Origin of the sequence: Chlorobium sp. KB01 (genome assembly GCF_001975465.1) — a bacterium.
In the GTDB taxonomy this organism is placed as follows: domain Bacteria; phylum Bacteroidota; class Chlorobiia; order Chlorobiales; family Chlorobiaceae; genus Chlorobium.
The window spans coordinates 1-16,224 of sequence record NZ_MPJE01000048.1 but is presented as its reverse complement, the minus strand read 5'-3'; the positions used below and the strand labels follow the sequence as shown (position 1 = coordinate 16,224).

The 16,224-nt window shown below is 49.0% G+C and carries 17 protein-coding genes; 6 read left to right on the top strand and 11 right to left on the bottom strand.

Features of this window, described 5'->3' with window-relative positions; genetic code table 11:
* The 3 genes from BOO20_RS13115 to BOO20_RS05335 all read left to right on the top strand — a co-directional run.
* Positions 1 to 283: hypothetical protein (locus BOO20_RS13115; RefSeq protein ID WP_233120895.1), on the top strand; the 283-nt coding region annotated here is incomplete at its 5' end.
* 151 nt (positions 284 to 434) lie between these two features.
* Entirely contained in the window at positions 435 to 632 is a 198-nt protein-coding gene (locus tag BOO20_RS13110; RefSeq protein ID WP_233120894.1) for a hypothetical protein, read from the top strand.
* A gap of 4 nt (positions 633 to 636) precedes the next feature.
* Complete coding sequence (locus BOO20_RS05335) at positions 637 to 858, top strand: hypothetical protein (protein WP_040432795.1); 222 nt, start codon at positions 637 to 639, stop codon at positions 856 to 858.
* A 193-nt stretch (positions 859 to 1,051) separates the two neighbouring features.
* Here the strand turns inward: BOO20_RS05335 and BOO20_RS13105 are convergent, their stop codons facing one another.
* From BOO20_RS13105 to BOO20_RS05295, 9 genes are all read right to left on the bottom strand, one after another.
* On the bottom strand, positions 1,052 to 1,108 hold the full coding sequence (locus tag BOO20_RS13105) for a BrnA antitoxin family protein (RefSeq protein WP_233120896.1): 57 nt from the start codon (positions 1,106 to 1,108) through the stop codon (positions 1,052 to 1,054).
* 22 nt (positions 1,109 to 1,130) lie between these two features.
* Positions 1,131 to 1,289: a hypothetical protein gene (locus tag BOO20_RS05330; protein WP_233120897.1), complete on the bottom strand. Its 159-nt coding sequence runs from the start codon at positions 1,287 to 1,289 to the stop codon at positions 1,131 to 1,133.
* A 170-nt stretch (positions 1,290 to 1,459) separates the two neighbouring features.
* On the bottom strand, positions 1,460 to 2,335 hold the full coding sequence (gene htpX / locus BOO20_RS05325; RefSeq protein ID WP_076791167.1) for a protease HtpX: 876 nt from the start codon (positions 2,333 to 2,335) through the stop codon (positions 1,460 to 1,462).
* 13 nt (positions 2,336 to 2,348) lie between these two features.
* On the bottom strand, positions 2,349 to 3,191 hold the full coding sequence (locus tag BOO20_RS05320) for a M48 family metallopeptidase (RefSeq protein WP_083694570.1): 843 nt from the start codon (positions 3,189 to 3,191) through the stop codon (positions 2,349 to 2,351).
* Between the two features lies 1 nt (position 3,192).
* Complete coding sequence (locus BOO20_RS05315) at positions 3,193 to 3,498, bottom strand: hypothetical protein (RefSeq protein WP_076791165.1); 306 nt, start codon at positions 3,496 to 3,498, stop codon at positions 3,193 to 3,195.
* Positions 3,499 to 3,675: 177 nt separating this feature from the next.
* Positions 3,676 to 4,572, bottom strand: coding sequence for an alpha/beta fold hydrolase (locus BOO20_RS05310; protein WP_076791163.1), 897 nt, complete (start codon positions 4,570 to 4,572; stop codon positions 3,676 to 3,678).
* Positions 4,573 to 4,618: 46 nt separating this feature from the next.
* Complete coding sequence (locus tag BOO20_RS05305) at positions 4,619 to 6,274, bottom strand: autotransporter domain-containing protein (RefSeq protein ID WP_144277121.1); 1,656 nt, start codon at positions 6,272 to 6,274, stop codon at positions 4,619 to 4,621.
* A gap of 71 nt (positions 6,275 to 6,345) precedes the next feature.
* Positions 6,346 to 7,221 (bottom strand): phosphate ABC transporter substrate-binding protein, encoded by an 876-nt coding sequence (locus BOO20_RS05300; RefSeq protein ID WP_076791159.1) that lies wholly within the window; start codon positions 7,219 to 7,221, stop codon positions 6,346 to 6,348.
* A gap of 477 nt (positions 7,222 to 7,698) precedes the next feature.
* The gene (locus BOO20_RS05295; RefSeq protein ID WP_076791157.1) at positions 7,699 to 8,583 is read right to left on the bottom strand and encodes a phosphate ABC transporter substrate-binding protein; all 885 of its coding nucleotides are present in this window, start codon (positions 8,581 to 8,583) and stop codon (positions 7,699 to 7,701) included.
* Positions 8,584 to 8,830: 247 nt separating this feature from the next.
* Here BOO20_RS05295 and BOO20_RS05290 point away from each other — a divergent pair, with 247 nt between their 5' ends.
* Positions 8,831 to 9,547: a type 1 glutamine amidotransferase gene (locus BOO20_RS05290; RefSeq protein WP_076791156.1), complete on the top strand. Its 717-nt coding sequence runs from the start codon at positions 8,831 to 8,833 to the stop codon at positions 9,545 to 9,547.
* Positions 9,544 to 10,896, top strand: coding sequence for a deoxyribodipyrimidine photo-lyase (locus BOO20_RS05285; RefSeq protein ID WP_076791154.1), 1,353 nt, complete (start codon positions 9,544 to 9,546; stop codon positions 10,894 to 10,896). The genes BOO20_RS05290 and BOO20_RS05285 overlap by 4 nt, the downstream gene beginning before the upstream one ends.
* Positions 10,897 to 11,136: 240 nt before the next feature.
* Here the strand turns inward: BOO20_RS05285 and rnr are convergent, their stop codons facing one another.
* Positions 11,137 to 13,533: a ribonuclease R gene (gene rnr, locus BOO20_RS05280; protein ID WP_076791152.1), complete on the bottom strand. Its 2,397-nt coding sequence runs from the start codon at positions 13,531 to 13,533 to the stop codon at positions 11,137 to 11,139.
* 521 nt (positions 13,534 to 14,054) lie between these two features.
* Between rnr and BOO20_RS05275 the strand changes: the two genes are divergently transcribed.
* Positions 14,055 to 14,771: a DUF3592 domain-containing protein gene (locus BOO20_RS05275; protein WP_076791150.1), complete on the top strand. Its 717-nt coding sequence runs from the start codon at positions 14,055 to 14,057 to the stop codon at positions 14,769 to 14,771.
* A gap of 428 nt (positions 14,772 to 15,199) precedes the next feature.
* Here the strand turns inward: BOO20_RS05275 and BOO20_RS05270 are convergent, their stop codons facing one another.
* Positions 15,200 to 16,033: a Shedu anti-phage system protein SduA domain-containing protein gene (locus BOO20_RS05270; RefSeq protein ID WP_083694568.1), complete on the bottom strand. Its 834-nt coding sequence runs from the start codon at positions 16,031 to 16,033 to the stop codon at positions 15,200 to 15,202.
* Positions 16,034 to 16,224: the final 191 nt, after the last annotated feature.

The following is a 16,224-nucleotide window of genomic DNA, read 5'->3' as shown; positions in this document are numbered from 1 at the left end:
GGGTGAGAAGCAAAGCTTCGAATCAATCCCACCCTCTCCGCATAAAAAGAAAGCTTCCGCAAACCGGGAGCTTTCTTTGTTACTGGCAAATGTTTCAGTCAAGAGGTGGAATGTTGCTGGGGTGGATGCTCTGCCGACTTTGATGTCGCACCAAGGTTGTTTTGCCTGCCTGGCGCGGCCCTGCAACCAAAACAACTGGCGTGTCGGCCAGCGCTTCAGTAATGCGCATTTCAATCAGGCGAGGGTAGAGAGAAGACTTATTCATAAGCACTTAGAACCGTAAAATATGGAATATAAATCAGAATAGTATTGATGATTGTGCGTCAAATTGTGAGAGCTTTTCTTTTGAAACAACACTATCCGGCCTTACCTATCTGCAAAGGATTAAAGATTGGAGATCTGAAGGTTATATTGTTAAAATATGGTTTCTCTCATTGGACTCTGCTGATATTGCCGTGTCGCGAGTGGCAGAACGTGTCATGCAGGGTGGTCATAATATTCCTGAAGAGATTATTCGTCGCCGGTTTGCAGCAGGTTGCACCAATTTTCAAAATAAATATAAGGCCGCTGTGAACGCCTGGGCAATGTACGATGGAACAGTCACTCCGCCAAAAATGATTGAATGGAGCTAAGATTATGAATACAACAGACATTCGATTATCCCCTGACCCTGATATGGCTGGCTCGTATGCCGCGATGCAGCGGGCGGGCAGGTCAGCTGAGGATCTGGCTATCCAGACCAATACAGCGATCATTACTAAAATTGATGGTAAGGTTGTCCGTCTTACGGCCGCTGAGATTATCAAGCGCCGTGAAGCAACTGCAAGTGAAGCCGGTGATTCAGCGCCTACTCTTTAAGGCAACAGCTTCCATTTCTTCTTCGATTTGCATCCCGATTACACCCCCTTAGCTGAACATATACTGCTTTAGGACGTTCCCTGCCTTTAGCGGCCTTATCGCGCAGTGTCCGGTTGACCGTAGAATTCGGTCACATTTCACGCGCTACGGGAATGGCGCGTTACATACGTACGAAGACACCATCCATTCGAGATTACCAACCTTCACCGGTTGACTTGAAGTAGGCGATGACCTCGGGGCTATAACGCACCGACACAAGCAGCTTCTTGTTTTCAGACCTCCCGGACGACCACGCAGGGCTTGGATTGGTACCATTCAATTGCTTTGGCGTGTGGTTGTGCGTCAGGATCACTTTTAGCTGCCGCAGTAATGGCCCTGTCCTCTTCCGCAGTGGGCATGAGGATAGTTGAACGCTTAGAGATTTTGGACATAGTGTTTTACCTCGCGACGATCGGGATGAGAAGTATATCATCAAATCAATCCCACCCTCTCCGTATAAAGAGAAAGAGGCTGTCTCAGAAGCAAAACTGAGGCAGCCTCTTTGCTTTCGGATGCTGAGTTCTGCACGTTTGAGGGAGCCGGACACAACCGGGACAAAGTTCTATGATGCCCGCAACGAAGCTATGCGTTCTTCGAGACTCGGGTGGGTTGCGAATAATTTTTTCAGGCCGCTGGCCGGGTTCCCCGATATGGCGAAGGCGGCTAATTGTGCGGGCATAACGGTGGCCCGCTGCGTCAACTGAAGCTTTTCAAGCGCCGCAATCATCTTCTCTCTTCCGGCAAGGGTTGCCGCTCCGGCATCAGCACGGAACTCCCGTTTGCGTGAAAACGACATCACAACAATCGAGGCCAGGATGCCAAGCATGATTTCGGCGATGATTCTGGTTATGAAAAAAGCCGGCCCTGTGCCCCGTTTGGTCTTGAAAACCGCTTTATCAACAACGTAACCGATGACGCGCGAGAGGAATATGACAAAGGTGTTCAGGACGCCCTGAATCAGGGTCAGCGTCACCATGTCACCATTGGTGATGTGTGAAATTTCATGCGCCAGGACACCTTCCGCCTCGTCGCGGGTCATTGCACTGATCAGACCCGAAGATACCGCAACCAGTGAGCGGTTTTTTGTCATACCGGTAGCAAAGGCATTGACTTCAGCAGAGTCGAATACGGCAACCTCCGGCATCCCGATTCCAACCCTTTGCGCCTGTGTTCTCACGGTGTTCAGCAGCCATATTTCATATTCGGTGGAGGGATTTGTAATGACAACCGCGCCGGTGAATCGCTTGGCCGTCCACTTTGAGAGCGCCAGGGATATAAATGCTCCGCCAAAACCGAAGATGAGCGACACAACCATCAGACTGCCGAGATCAAGACCTCCCTCCTTCAGGTAGGGCTCCACGCCGAGCAGGCTCAGGGTAATGGAGAGTACCAGAACAATAGCCAGGTTAGCGACAAGGAAATAGAAAACACGCTTCATAGTGAACTCCTCTCTATTTGCGGTAATAGCGCATCGCTTCAGGAATTTCCGACTGAATCTGGCGAATCCGGGATTCCGGCACCGGATGGGTACTGAGAAATTCGAGAGGCCGGTTTCCCGGTTGTGCTGCCATACGCCTCCAGAAAGGGACGGCTTCATTCGGATCATATCCCGCCATAGCCATAAAGATCAGGCCGATATGATCAGCCTCGGTCTCCTGCATACGGCTGTAGGGCATAAGAAAGCCGAAAGTAGTACCGATACCATATATTCCGGCCCAGAGATCCTTGGTCTTCTGTGACTGTGACGAAAGCGCCTCATTCAATGCTATACCTCCCATCTGGCTGATCAGGGCCTGACTCATCCGCTCATTGCCGTGACGGGCAATGACATGGGCAATCTCATGCGACATGACAACAGCAAGACCCGCATCAGTTTTGGTATAGGGAAGAATTCCGGTATAGATAACGACCTTGCCGCCGGGAAGGGCAAAGGCGTTGACATCCTTTGATTCAAAAAGCTTGAACTCCCAGGCATATCCATCAACCTCCGCTGCCATCCCTTTCTGGCGCAGATAGCGTTCAACAGCAAGTTGCAGGCGGGTTCCGACACTTTTGACCGTAGCCGTATTTTTCCGGTCTGTGCTCTCCTGATTCGATTTTTTGAAATTGCCATACGTTTCGTTGCTCAGCGCAATCATCCCCGAAGAAGAGAGAATATTCAACTGCGATCGGCCGGTAATCGGCACCGTCATGCATGAAGAGAGCAACATGCAGTGCAGCAGAAAAAAAAGAGCCATTGCCCACTTGCGCTGCAGAGTGGAGATCATCAGAGAGGATTCAGGCTTCGTTTGCATGTCAAAGGGTGTTGAGTGGTTCTTCCGTACTCTCCTGGCCTCCCTCTTTCATCTCATCAACCGGCAATATTCTGGAGAGCAGCTCGCCGGAAGATTTAATCAGCTCCTGACTTTTGGGGTGCAATGCCAGGGATGCGGCCAAAACGCCGAGACCGCCAACACCAATACCGTGTATAGCATGCAAGGCGAGAGGAAGCGCCACAGGAATCGCCAAGGGCAAGGCAAGAGCAACAGGAACCAGCTTTACAATGCCGAAAAGATCCTCTTCCTTCGTTGCCTGTTCTTCTGTTTCATTCTCTTCATACATAACCGTTGCGGTTTGTTGAGTTGAAAAGTTCCGTACTGCCTGACCGGTCTCACGCTGAAACTTATCCTTTTTTAACCGAATGAGCTAAAAGAATAATACGCCACTATCGATATCCCCGGGCACCTCACCTTGCGAACCTGTTGTGAGACCAGACCAAACAACCAATCCTGATCGGCATCACTCCGCAACTCGTTGCAGAAATTTATTGACGGCTGCAATGAAGGCTTCCGGCTGCTCCTCCTGCGGAAGATGGCCGCAATCAGCAATAACAATCAACTCTGCATGAGGAAGCTCACCGGCAAGCCGGATGCTCTCCGAGGTTTTAACGGTAAGATCATGCTCACCGGTAATGACCAGTGCTGGTCGTACCATGGTTTTCAGTTTCTCTTCAAGCCGCAGATGACGGGTTTCCAAAAAAAGCTCCCAGAAAGCCCGTGACCAGTCCCCCGTCATCAGATCACTGCGAAACGCAGCCAGAACGTCACTCTGAAGCCGTTCCTCTTTATACCAGAAACCGCGAATATTTCGATCATAGAGTCTGGTGATGAGGCGCTTCATCAACCGGGAGAAGAGCGGGGTCATGGCTTTCATGGCAGGCTTCATGAATGCAGGCACCTCGCTGGTAGCATAACCGCTGTAGATCATTGCTCCTACAAGCACCACCCCTTCAACCTGCTGCGGATAGCGTAATGCCGTCAAGAGCGCCAGGGTTCCGCCTGTTGAATTGCCGACCAGCACCGCTTTGCTGAATCCCAGTTTTTTCATCAATGCTATAACAAGGTCGCTCTGGGCTTCGGGAGAGTAACTGACCACCGATCCCTTGCCGGGATGCGGACGGGAGGTAAGGCCAAAAGCCGGCCTGTCAAATGCCATAACCGACGAAGTTTCTGCCAGTTCGTCAAAAACATGCCGCCATGACCTGATACTCAGGAAGCTGCCATGCAGCAGGATAACGAGAGAATTGCTGTTACCGGCAAGCCGGTAGTGAACTTGAAACCCGTTAACATCTATAAAACTGCTGCCGGCATTGGCCGGAGTCTCATTTGCGGAAGAAGCGGACGGGAACCGAATCATCTGTATGGTATGACGGTTGAGAGAATAAACAATCTGTTAATGTACATCAAAACAGATAATTCATCGCAACCGCGCAGCCTGATTGCCGGTCACCCGACTGCGTCTGACGAAACCAGTCGGCTGCAATAAACAACCCTTTGCAGGGTGCCATTTCAATACCGGCCCGGCAGGTAAAAAGATGTTTGGCCTCGATGGCCGCAGATGTTCTGAACGTGTCGCTCCAACCATTCAAGGAAGAGGTAACGGCCTGATCGTCAAGACGCCTGGCACAGGCCCAACCGATAACGGCATAGGGAGAAAATTTATGCCGCTCATGGCGCCTGATCGCTCTTTCAAAGCGAAGATCGGCACTGCAACGCAGTGTACTGGTTTGAGCGGCTTCAACTTTCAGGTTCAGACTTTCGGCTCCGGTTTCAGTAAAACCATTTTTTGACTGATATAACCAGCCAAAACCAATCGAGGGGCGAATATTCATCATTCCGGCATTTAGCAGAACACCGCCACGCAAGCCTGTATCCGCATTCCATCCTTTACAGTCAGCATTGGCAGTTCTTGACAGTCCGGCAAGCGGTGAGAGTAAAGGGCCATGCAGAGAGGGAAGATAGAGAGTACCGATAGCGATATTTCGAGAAGTCTGATCAGCAGTCGAACCCACGCTCACCACCCCCTGCAGAAATGCCCGTTCGAAAACCACTGCCGACCAGGCCCCGGCTCTGTAATAGTCCGTAACTGCCTGCCCGCCGTTTTCAGCCCAGTAAACAGTACCACGCATCCATGCGAGCGAAATACCTGACACTCTGTTTTCAGCGCTCTTTCTGTCAAATCCGGCCATCACCGCATTGATATCACCATCATATCCCGATTCAGATGAGTGCTGAAAACTCCTTGCGGCTTTTATCCAGAAACCGGGAGCCGAGATGCCGACTGCAAGCCGGTCAATACGATCGGCTATAGCCTGATTCTGCAGTTCGACCGCATAGTGCGCCGAGGATGCAAGGTTATCAAACCGTTGAGCAGAGATACTGCTGAGGGCACTGTTGAAGAGATCCAGACTTGCCGGATTACAGAGAACATCAAGGCTGTTGTATACCGATTCCATGTCGGAATAGGCCTCGGGAGTATGCGAAACAAGATAGGTACCGATTGCGCGGCCATTATCCGTATTGGCCATAGCCGGCCAGGAGAGCGCTGCATCCATAACCGGCTGTGCATTAAAAAATATGGTATAGGGTCCACCGTTCGCCTGTGACTGCTGACCGCCTCCATCGCCCCACCCCTCAATCGGAGCGGCAATCCCGGTATAGAATGATTCACCGGTAACGGACAAGCCGATGGTCATCATGGATGGAGTGTTCGGCAGGGCAAAAAGGTTGCGAATCTTTTGAGCACTCAGGCCCCGAACCGAGCTGATGCGCATCACCCAGCTTCCCTCCTGACCGGAAGCGTTTGATGAAGCCGAAGGATTATAAAAACGGATAAAAAACTGGGGTGTCGTCGTTGTAATGCTGGTCACGCTTGTCGTCAGCGCCCATGGCCCTCTGCCGGCAGCGTAACCGGCATTAAGCAGTGCCGGGTCAACAAGAAAGGGGGTGTTTTGTGTGCCGACCGGTTGCGTAAGGATACGCCAGTCAGCAGCTCCGGCACCAAGAGGAACTCCTGCAATCGTCAACAGGAGAAAGAGATACAAAACAGAGCGAGTCACATGGGTCTCTTTTTATCAGAAATTCGGGAGGCCTCGCACCTTGCCCCGGGACTGAGCAGCCTCACACCCACTCAATCAACCGGGATAAACCCGTTTTCAGTGAGCCTCTCCCTGCCATCGACTGTTGATGAATACTCGACAAATCGCTTGAGCACACCAAAAGGTTTTTCATTCGTGTACATGTAGAGTTTTCTGCAAAGGGGGTAGGTTCCGTTTTTTATGGTGAAGGGAGTGTGATCGATACCATTGACCAGAAGGGGTTTGACAGATTTATCTATCCAGCTGTGCCCGATATATCCTATCGCATTCGGTGTCACATTGATGCGGGTTCTGATCTCGCGATTGTTGAAGAGCGTTATCACTTTCATGGATACCGGCGTTTTACCCATAACTATGTCGTTGAAGGTCTCCACCGTACCGCTCCCCTGCTCCCGCTGAAGCAGCACAATCGGTCGATCCGGACCGCCAACCTCCTTCCAGTTGGTACAGGCCCCCGAATAGATATTGCGTATCTGATCGATACTCAACCCTTTTATGGCGTTAGCGGGATGAACGACCATGACGATCGCACCCAGGGCAACCGTGTGCGGAACCGGATTTACCCCCAGAGCCCTCGCTTCGGCCAGCTCTTTATCGTTCATCAACCTTGTCGTGTTGGCAATGTCACAATTTTTATAGAGCAGCGTGTATATGCCCCGTTCCGAGTCACTCTCATTGACTCTGACAATAACTCCATCACTCCTGAGAAAATCAAAGGCAAAAAGGTTGGCGATAAGACCGGGTGAAGGGGCTCCGTCTATAACAATGGAGTTACCGGAAACAAGACCGGTTGGAGAGCCGGGCGTTCCGATTTCAAAACTCTCGGCTTTGAGCGTTCCGGCAGCAGCAATGGTGAAGAGGAGAGCACTCAATAAGATGCTCCTGATAACACGGAGAGTTTTTTTCATGAAACAACCTGTTTTATTAAAAAAACAAACTGCACTCTGCCTTTCAATTAAACAAAAATCCTGATCACCTCCACTCAATCAGCGGAGACATAACCGTTTTCAATGACCGCTCTTTGGCCTTCGTACGTTTTTGAGTACTCAACAAATCGCTGGAGAACACCAAAAGGCTGCCCGTTTGTGTACATATACAGAGGTCTGCAACGTGGATAGGAACCATCCTTGATGGTCTCGGAAGTGTGTTCTATCCCGTTAACCAGAAGCGGTTTGACTTATTATTTGTAAACAAAATACGGTGATTTATATTTTCAACAACCGGACACCAGTGAATTCAATTACAAGAATTTCTTGTTGCGATTACAACTATCGGGGGAGAGGATTACTCGTTGACAACGGAGTGGTTAAAGCGGAAAAGAAGCCCGCAGGCACGGGCTACTTTGATGGAATGTATGAAAAAAGTTGTTCAAAGATCCATCCCGTTTACCGGTTTTCTGCGATAAATCCGTTTTCACTGAGCGATCTCTGGCCCTCAGGAGTTAATGAGTAATCCACAAACCGCTTCAGTACGCCGGTCGGCTGACCATTTGTATACATGTAGAGGAGCCGGTGAAGCGGATAGCTCTCATCCTTGATGGTTTTCGTCGAGTGATCCACGCCATTAACGAGAAGCGTTTTGACCGAGTTATCAATCCACCCACGCCCGATCATGCCAATGGCATTGGGTGTGGATGCAATACGGCCGATGATTTCGCGATTATTGAAAAGGGTTATCGCTCTCATTGAAATCGGACTCTTTCCCATCACAATGTCACGAAAGGTCTCCTGTGTACCGCTTGCATTCTCGCGCTGCAGCAGCACAATCGGCCGATTCGGGCCGCCAAGCTGGCTCCAGTTGGTATAGGTACCTGTATAAATTTTGCGAATCTGGTCAAGAGTCAAGCCGGAGAGGGAGTTAGCCGGGTGTACGACCATAATGATGGCATCATAGGCAACGATATGCTGAACCGGTTTTACGCCCTCCCGTTTGGCCTCTGCCAGCTCCTTGGCGTGCATCGGTCTGGTGGTTGTGGCAATATCGCAGTTTTTATAGATCAGGCTGTATATCCCCCGCTCGGAATCACTCTCATTGACCTTCACAACAATGCCATCGGTTTTAAGAAAGTCCATTGCAAAAATGTTGGCGATAAGACCGGTTGAGGGCGAACCATCAACAATGATTTTATTATCGGCAATAAGGCCCGTCTGCAACGTACGTGCAGTAAAAACGGCATCGGTTCCATGAGCTGCAGCAATACCGGAAGAGAGGAGACTGAAAAGAGCTGCGCTCTTAAAGATCTTCTTGACAATATTTATAGTTCTTTTCATGTAGGGATGACTTCATTAAATACATCAACGGGGAATCTGTAGCGGAAATTTAAAAAAGCACAACACACTCTGCTGAATCTTCATGTCAAGAAAATAATTATCTGGAAATATAAAAGAATCTTAAGTCATTTGAATCAAGTGTTTCATCAGCTTTTGTTGTACTTTTTTTAATATTCGAAAAAAGATATTGAAAAAAAAACCCTGTATTGATGCCGAATTGAACCAGTCAAAGTAACTGACCTCCCCTATGAAAATGCCTCTCCTGATCGTCAAAAACATAACCCACGAGGCTCCGGGACTGATTGAAACTGTTCTCTGTCAACAGGGTATCAAGCCCCGCATCGTGGATCTTTCAGCCGGAGAGATCTTTCCCGATCCGGTCAACTTCAGTGCAGTCATTGTACTTGGAGGCCCTCAAAGCGCCAATGATCGCACCCCTTCAATGGTGATGCAGCTCCACCGAATTGAAGCGGTAATAAAAGAAGAGCTTCCCTTCCTTGGGATCTGCCTCGGCATGCAGACACTGGTGAAAGCAGGAGGTGGCGAGGTCATAACATGCCCGGTCAAGGAGATCGGATTTACCGGCCCGGATGGGGAGGTGTTTCGCATGCAACTAACCGAAACAGGAAAGGCTGACCCTCTTTTTTGTGGACTTTCAGAGAGCATCAGGGTCTTTCAGCTTCACGGAGAGACCGTTGAGCTTGCTGCGGGGATGAAGCTGCTGGCTTCAGGTAAACAGTGCCCGATACAGGCTGTCAGGGTTGGAAAAAGAGCTTATGGATTGCAATGCCATGCTGAAATGACGCTGACCATGTTTTTGTCATGGCTTGCTCTTGATGCCGACCTGAAAAGGGAGAATCGCACGGCCCTGATCGAACAGTTTGAATCATTCCGGCATGAGTACACCGCAACAGGGATGCAGCTTGTCAACAATTTTCTCCGTATTTCCGGCCTTGCCTCATGATTGATCCCCGCCGCATAACACTCCTCAACAACTGCCGGGATGCGAGCGGCACGGTCATCTACTGGATGTCACGTGACCAGCGGGTCCGGCATAACTGGGCACTCCTGTTTGCCCGAAAAAAGGCAGAACAGTTGCAGCAGCCATTGAAGGTAGTTTTCACCCTTGCACCATCCTTTCTCAATGCCCCGCTCCGCCACTACGACTTCATGCTTAAAGGACTTCAGGAGGTTGAAAGAGCGCTCCGGAAGCTGAACATCCCCTTCTATCTCGTGCAGGGTGAACCGGAAATCGAACTTCCCCGCTTCGCCCGTGAGATGAAGGCTGGAGTTGTGGTGACCGACTTTTCGCCACTGAAAATCAGCAGAGAGTGGAAACGCAGGGTTGGCGCTCAGCTCCCGCTGCCGCTCTATGAAGTCGATGCACATAACATTGTTCCCTGCCGGATAGCATCCGGTAAACAGGAGTACTCTGCCAGAACACTTCGACCGAAAATCAACGCCCTGCTTGGAGAGTTTCTGACCGGATTTCCTGAACCTGATCGGCTTGACTCACCAAATGATTACCCTCCTGTTGACTGGAACACCCACTTCAGCCGCCTTAAAGCTGATCATCGGGTTGCGCCTGTCACATGGCTTGAACCGGGAGAAACGGCGGCCGGCGCCTGCCTCGACAGCTTCCTGCAAAACAGGCTCTGCTTCTACGCCAAAGAGCGCAACGACCCGAATAGCGGAGCGCTCTCCAATCTCTCACCCTACATCCATTTCGGACAGATCAGCGCTCAGTTCATTGCTCTGCAAGTATCAAAAACAGATGCTCCGGAGTACGACAGGGCCGCTTTTCTTGAAGAGCTGATCGTTCGCAGGGAGCTCTCTGAAAACTACTGCTGTTATAATAATCATTATGACTCCTTGGAGGGCATCCCCTCCTGGGCAAGGGAGTCGCTCATGAAGCATGCGGCAGATTACCGGGAGTATATCTATACGCCTGATGAATTTGAAAAAGGGGCCACACACGAACCGTTATGGAACGCTGCCCGGCATGAGCTGGTGACAACCGGTAAAATACACGGCTACATGCGCATGTACTGGGCAAAAAAAATTCTGGAGTGGAGTGAAAGCCCCGAGCAGGCATTTAATACTGCTCTCTTTCTCAATGACCGCTATGCGCTTGATGGCAGGGATCCCAACGGCTATACGGGAGTTGCATGGTCAATCGGCGGAGTGCATGACCGCCCATGGTTTGAACGGCCGGTTTACGGCAAAATCCGCTATATGAACGCATCCGGATGTGCACGGAAGTTTGATGTCAGGCGATACATTGCCCGCTTTGAAGAAAAAAAGAGTATGTAGGGGCAAACCTGCGTGTTTGCCCTGTCCAGGAAAGTGGACACTGGTGGACGAAAAAATGGTGGACAGGATTGAATGAGATTTTGAATTCCGGGTTATCATCCCGAAGCATTCCTCTTTGTCATCTTAGGCGCTCCACCTGTGTCATCTCGAACACAGTGAGAGATTTCATTTCAATTCGAAGCGGGATTTCTAACCCCCCGACAGGTCGGGAGGATTCGAAATGACACTTTTTTGCAGGAGTTACTGTTTAGGCGGCGTGCTGTCATCTATGGCAAGATCGATGGTGCGGCGCTGAATATCAACACTGTGCACCACAACCTTGACGCGCTGACCGATCTGGAGGCGCTTCTTGCGGCGTTTGCCGACAAGGGAGTAGGTTGCCTCATCATATTCGTAGTAGTCATCGGTGAGGTTGCGCATGTGCACCATTCCCTCGATGGCAAAATCAACCATTCTGACATAGATGCCGTAGTCGGTTGCACCGGAAATAACACCGGGATAGACCTTGCCGACATGACTTGCCATATACTCAACCTGCTTGAGCTTGATGGACTCACGCTCGGCTTCGACGGCACTTTTCTCCCGCTCGTTGGATATCTGGCAGACGGTCTGAATCTTGTCTGTCAGCTCCGCAAGGCGCGCACTTGTGATTTTACGGCGTTTCTTTCTGAGCCCCTCATACTCAAAGAGCAGGCGGTGTACAATAAGATCCGGATAGCGCCTGATGGGTGAAGTAAAGTGGGTATAGTGCTCGAACCCGAGACCGAAATGGCCAAGATTGTCGCCGGTATAGACCGCTTTGGACATGGATCGCAGCACAAGCTCGCTTACAAGAAACTCGACATTGGTGCCCTTGACCTGCTGCAGGAGCTGACGGAGAGCCTTGGCGGTAACAATCGGTCCCTCCTTGCCCCGGTTGAGCTTGAGATCAAAGCCGAACCGTTTGACGAAGTTGGAGAGAATAATCACCTTCTCCTGCTGGGGTGAGCCGTGAACACGGTAGATAACCGGCTGTGCCTCTTTTTTGTTCTCCTTGAAGGTTCGGGTCAGGTACTCTGCCACCTTGCGGTTGGCAAGCAGCATGAACTCCTCAATAAGGCGGTGGCTTCCAAGGCGCTCTTTTCTCATCACCTCAAGCGGCTCACCCTTGCTGCCGAGCTTGAATCGAACCTCTTCGGTTTCAAAGTCCAGACCGCCATGCTTGAAGCGCTTTTCACGAAGCAGTACGCTGATGCGATCCAGCAATTGCAGTTCGTCACAATAATCACCCTTGCCCTTCTTCAGAATCTCCTCAACATCTTCATAGGCATAGCGGCGCTTGCTGTGGATGACCGTTTTCTGAAACTCGTGCTTGCGGACTTCCCCCTCTGCGGTCATGGTAAAAAAGACGGAAAAGGCCATCCGGTCGACACCGGGATTGAGGCTGCATATCTCTTCGGAAAGCCGTGACGGCAGCATGGGAATGACCCGGTCCACCAGATAGACCGAGGTCGCCCGTTTGAGTGCCTCACGATCAAGAGGAGAGTTCTCGGGCACATAATGCGAGACATCGGCAATATGCACGCCTATACGATAGAGTCCATCTTCAAGTGTCTCCAGAGAGAGCGCATCGTCGAAATCTTTTGCATCAACCGGATCGATAGTAAAGACAACTTTGTCGCGAATATCGAGGCGTCCTTCAAGATCCTTTTCGGTAATGCCTTCACGGATGGATGAGGCGAAATCAACAATCTGTTTGTCAAAGGTCTCATCAATGCCCTTGCTGCGGGCAATGGCGCTCACTTCAACCGATGAATCACCCGCCTCGCCAAGAACCTCAAGCACCTTTGCCTGTATGACCCCTTCACCGGTAAAATCAAGGTCACCGACCAGTACTTTCTGACCTGCCTTTGCTTTTGCAGAGAGACGGATCGGCACAACGATTTCAGGAAGCAGCTTCCTCTCATCAGCCTTGAGGGTGAACCTGCGGCCTGACTTTACGAGCGTCCCGACAATCGTGGTTATGCGACGGCTGATCACCTTCTGAACAAGACCTTCGCAGCGCTGATGCGGTGTTGATTTCGAAGAGTAGGTATCAGGAACCTTGGTAACCAGTACCTCGACTTCGTCACCATGAATGGAAAAATTCAGGTCACCGGCCTTGATGAACACATCATCATCAAATCCCTCGACATCAATGAAACCGTAACCGTTTGGATGGGTGATAAGACGACCGGTATAGCTCTTGTCCACCTTGTACTGCTCCTTTCCGGGCACGGGAAAAGGCTTTATATGGACAAGATGGTCTTCATAGGTTGCCGACTCCACACCCGACATTCCGTAACAGCGGTTGGAATCCTTGTCAACCGTACCCTCTTCCTGAAGCTTGTGCAGCACATACCAGAAACCGGGAAGCTGCTTTGACTCCGTGTAGCCAAGGACTTTGGCCAGATCAACCGACCGGAACCGTTCACCTTCATGATCGGTAAAAAAGGTTATGATTTCAGCTGCAAGTGAACTTTCACCCCGTCTGAACAGGAACTCGTTGATCAGGATATGATCATTTGCCCTTACCCTCTCCCCTGTGTGCGATGAAGGCTGCCGCGGCTTCCTGCCCGCGGGACTTTTTGATTTTCGGTTAAACCGCTGTCTTGCCACTACATTCAATCGTTTATGTTAGGATTCTCCGGCAGCCATACCTGTTTTGGATGGTTCCGGCTCCGTTCAGTCAAAAGCTCATCATGTTCCTGAAAGTTAAAAACATCAGGAATTTCAGCAAAAAATCAGCACTTTGAGGGTGTGAAGAGTTGAAATCCGGATGCAGCAATTCACCGAAAAAAACGGCTCCTTGAGGAGAATGAGTGTAACTGCATGAAGCGAGAATTCCCTGTTTCAGGAGAGTTCAGACGGAGTGCAGATCAGAGACTGAAACTTCAGATTGTTAACATAGTGAATAAGAAACGATAAAACACTCTTTTCGTCATCAATTTTCCGTTTACATCGCCATCACGATCTGGCCTCCCCCAGGGAAACGCCATGACAAAACAATAGTTCTGCTGAACTATCAGTGGAAAACAGTTATTTTCAGTAATCTTGAAGCCCGGCGAACACCACCTTTCCGGGGTAACGACCTCCCGGACTTATTATGCGTTGCTTTCGCATCAAAACTGGAGCAGACCATGAAAGTTCTTGCAATCATCAAATATCTCTTCACGGCGTTTGGTATTGCCATGCTCCTGGGCACCTTCTGGATCAGTGAAAATACCCGAACATTCCTCTCAAAAGCCGTAACAACAGAGGGCACTGTTGTGCGCCTCATCGAATCCTGGTCCGGCAGTTCAAACACTTCACATGATTCAAAAATATACCGGCCTGTCATTCGTTTTACTGATGGAAATGGTTCACCGCAGGTGTTCATCTCATCATCAGGCAGCAATCCTCCGGCCTATTCGGAAGGCGAAAAGGTCGAGCTGCTCTACCTGCCTGACGACCCTCAAAAAGCACAAATCAATGATCTCTTCTCACTCTGGGCAGGCTCCATCATTTCTGGAGGGCTGGGAGGTCTATTTTTGCTTGTTGGTGCAGGCATCTTCCTCGTCCCCATACTCAAAGGACGCAAAAACGACTCCCTCAGAGAGCAGGGCACCCCTGTTGAGACAGAGTTTCAGTCGGTTTCAATGAATACCGCCGTTTCAGTCAACGGAAACTCTCCGTTTCAGGTTGTAACGCAGTGGAAAAATCCCGCGACGTCAGAGATCCATGTTTTCAAAAGTGACAATCTCTGGTATGATCCCACGCAGTACATACAGAACAGACGGATACGGGTGTTCATAGACCGGAACAACCCGAAGAGATACTATGTCGACCTCTCCTTCCTGCCCAAACTCGCCGAATAACAGACCTCAGCAGGAAACACGACTGAACGAAATAGTTATACAATTTGCGCTTTTGTTTGGGGATTTGTGTGGCTATTGCTGTCACACTTTTTGGTGGAGAGGATGCTATTCAGCCCTTATTGATCTCCATTTGAGTCATCAGTACGAGCTGGAGCAACTCTGCTCAATGGATTGAAATTATGGGAATTTCGGGTTGCTCTTTTGCCTACCATCTATTAAATACCGTATTCGATCTTATTAATCCAATTCCGGTTTTCTGATCATTAAGCCCGATGTCTCCGCTTACATTTACGGGACTCAGCACATCATGCGACAAGACTTTGTTAACAAACTTAACAGCTCTTGAATACCCCATAAGTCACCGCCTCGTTAGAAGTGACAATTGCTTTGACGAATAAGGGTTGCGTTACGATATACCATAAAATAATTCAGATTTCCGCACTGGCAGATTGAAATTGAGTTAGAAGTTCTTTGTTAAAACTACGATATTTCAAAAGCAATTCTGCTGATGTTGGAGTGAAATGTGCCCCATAAATTTTACCCCGAATTCTTTCCTTTAAAAACTTTCTCCATTCCTTATCTGACATTGCCATTGCAAATGGATTTGCAAGATATTTCTTTTGCCATTCAGTTAGTGGTCTACTAGAAGAATCAATAAAAGTTTTATTCGAAAACCAACGACGCTCTAACCACTCAGTCAGGCGGTCAAACGATAATAATTCTATTCCTAAATTTGTAGAAAGTTGTTCTCTTTGTTCTATCCATAAAGATGAATTGTCTCGCGTTCCAATTAAAACAGAAAACTTAAAATTTGCGTTTCGTTTCGTACGAATACCATAAGCTGGAAATAATTTCTCTGCATCTCTCCGGTTATCAATAAGCCATCGTTTCCAATTATGAATTTGTTGAATTGCTCTGGAAAGTCTTGCAGAGGGTATTCCTTCTTTTGTGAAAGGTATAGCATGAGGCAGTTCGATTTCTATTAATTCCCATGATAATCCATTACTATACCCTTCAGTTGCAACTGCAAAGTCAATTACATAATCTGCGCCTAATCTTATTTTTTCGATACAAATAAATTTTGAATGCGCATCTAAAAAAAACATGCCCGCTTGTTTCGAAAGAAATTTTTGATACTGTTCTTCTTTAGCATTACTTACAACTAATTCTTGCCATTCCAATATAACCTTATGTCTCAATGACATTAGTTCATTATTTAATAATGACCAATTATCAAGATCTGACGGTTTTTGATAACACATGAAGATAGCCCCTTAAATCTGTATCTTTTTTTATCGACAAAATTGTTTTTTAGTTTAGCTAAACAATGCGCAGACCGATTTACCTAATTCAAAAAAAGTAGACGATTGAAGCAAGTTCAAACTTCTTTCTGTGCCCTATGTGTTAATATAGATGTCGCGTCCAACAAGGAGGCGAATTATGGAATATTCAA

Bases quoted from the DNA above. Each gene is read 5' to 3' on its own strand.
- BOO20_RS05335 (WP_040432795.1), top strand. From the start codon at position 637: ATGAATACAACAGACATTCGATTATCCCCTGACCCTGATATGGCTGGC.
- BOO20_RS05330 (WP_233120897.1), bottom strand. From the start codon at position 1,289: ATGTCCAAAATCTCTAAGCGTTCAACTATCCTCATGCCCACTGCGGAA.
- htpX (WP_076791167.1), bottom strand. From the start codon at position 2,335: ATGAAGCGTGTTTTCTATTTCCTTGTCGCTAACCTGGCTATTGTTCTG.
- BOO20_RS05320 (WP_083694570.1), bottom strand. From the start codon at position 3,191: ATGCAAACGAAGCCTGAATCCTCTCTGATGATCTCCACTCTGCAGCGC.
- BOO20_RS05315 (WP_076791165.1), bottom strand. From the start codon at position 3,498: ATGTATGAAGAGAATGAAACAGAAGAACAGGCAACGAAGGAAGAGGAT.
- BOO20_RS05310 (WP_076791163.1), bottom strand. From the start codon at position 4,572: ATGATTCGGTTCCCGTCCGCTTCTTCCGCAAATGAGACTCCGGCCAAT.
- BOO20_RS05300 (WP_076791159.1), bottom strand. From the start codon at position 7,221: ATGAAAAAAACTCTCCGTGTTATCAGGAGCATCTTATTGAGTGCTCTC.
- BOO20_RS05295 (WP_076791157.1), bottom strand. From the start codon at position 8,583: ATGAAAAGAACTATAAATATTGTCAAGAAGATCTTTAAGAGCGCAGCT.
- BOO20_RS05290 (WP_076791156.1), top strand. From the start codon at position 8,831: ATGAAAATGCCTCTCCTGATCGTCAAAAACATAACCCACGAGGCTCCG.
- BOO20_RS05285 (WP_076791154.1), top strand. From the start codon at position 9,544: ATGATTGATCCCCGCCGCATAACACTCCTCAACAACTGCCGGGATGCG.
- BOO20_RS05275 (WP_076791150.1), top strand. From the start codon at position 14,055: ATGAAAGTTCTTGCAATCATCAAATATCTCTTCACGGCGTTTGGTATT.
- BOO20_RS05270 (WP_083694568.1), bottom strand. From the start codon at position 16,033: ATGTGTTATCAAAAACCGTCAGATCTTGATAATTGGTCATTATTAAAT.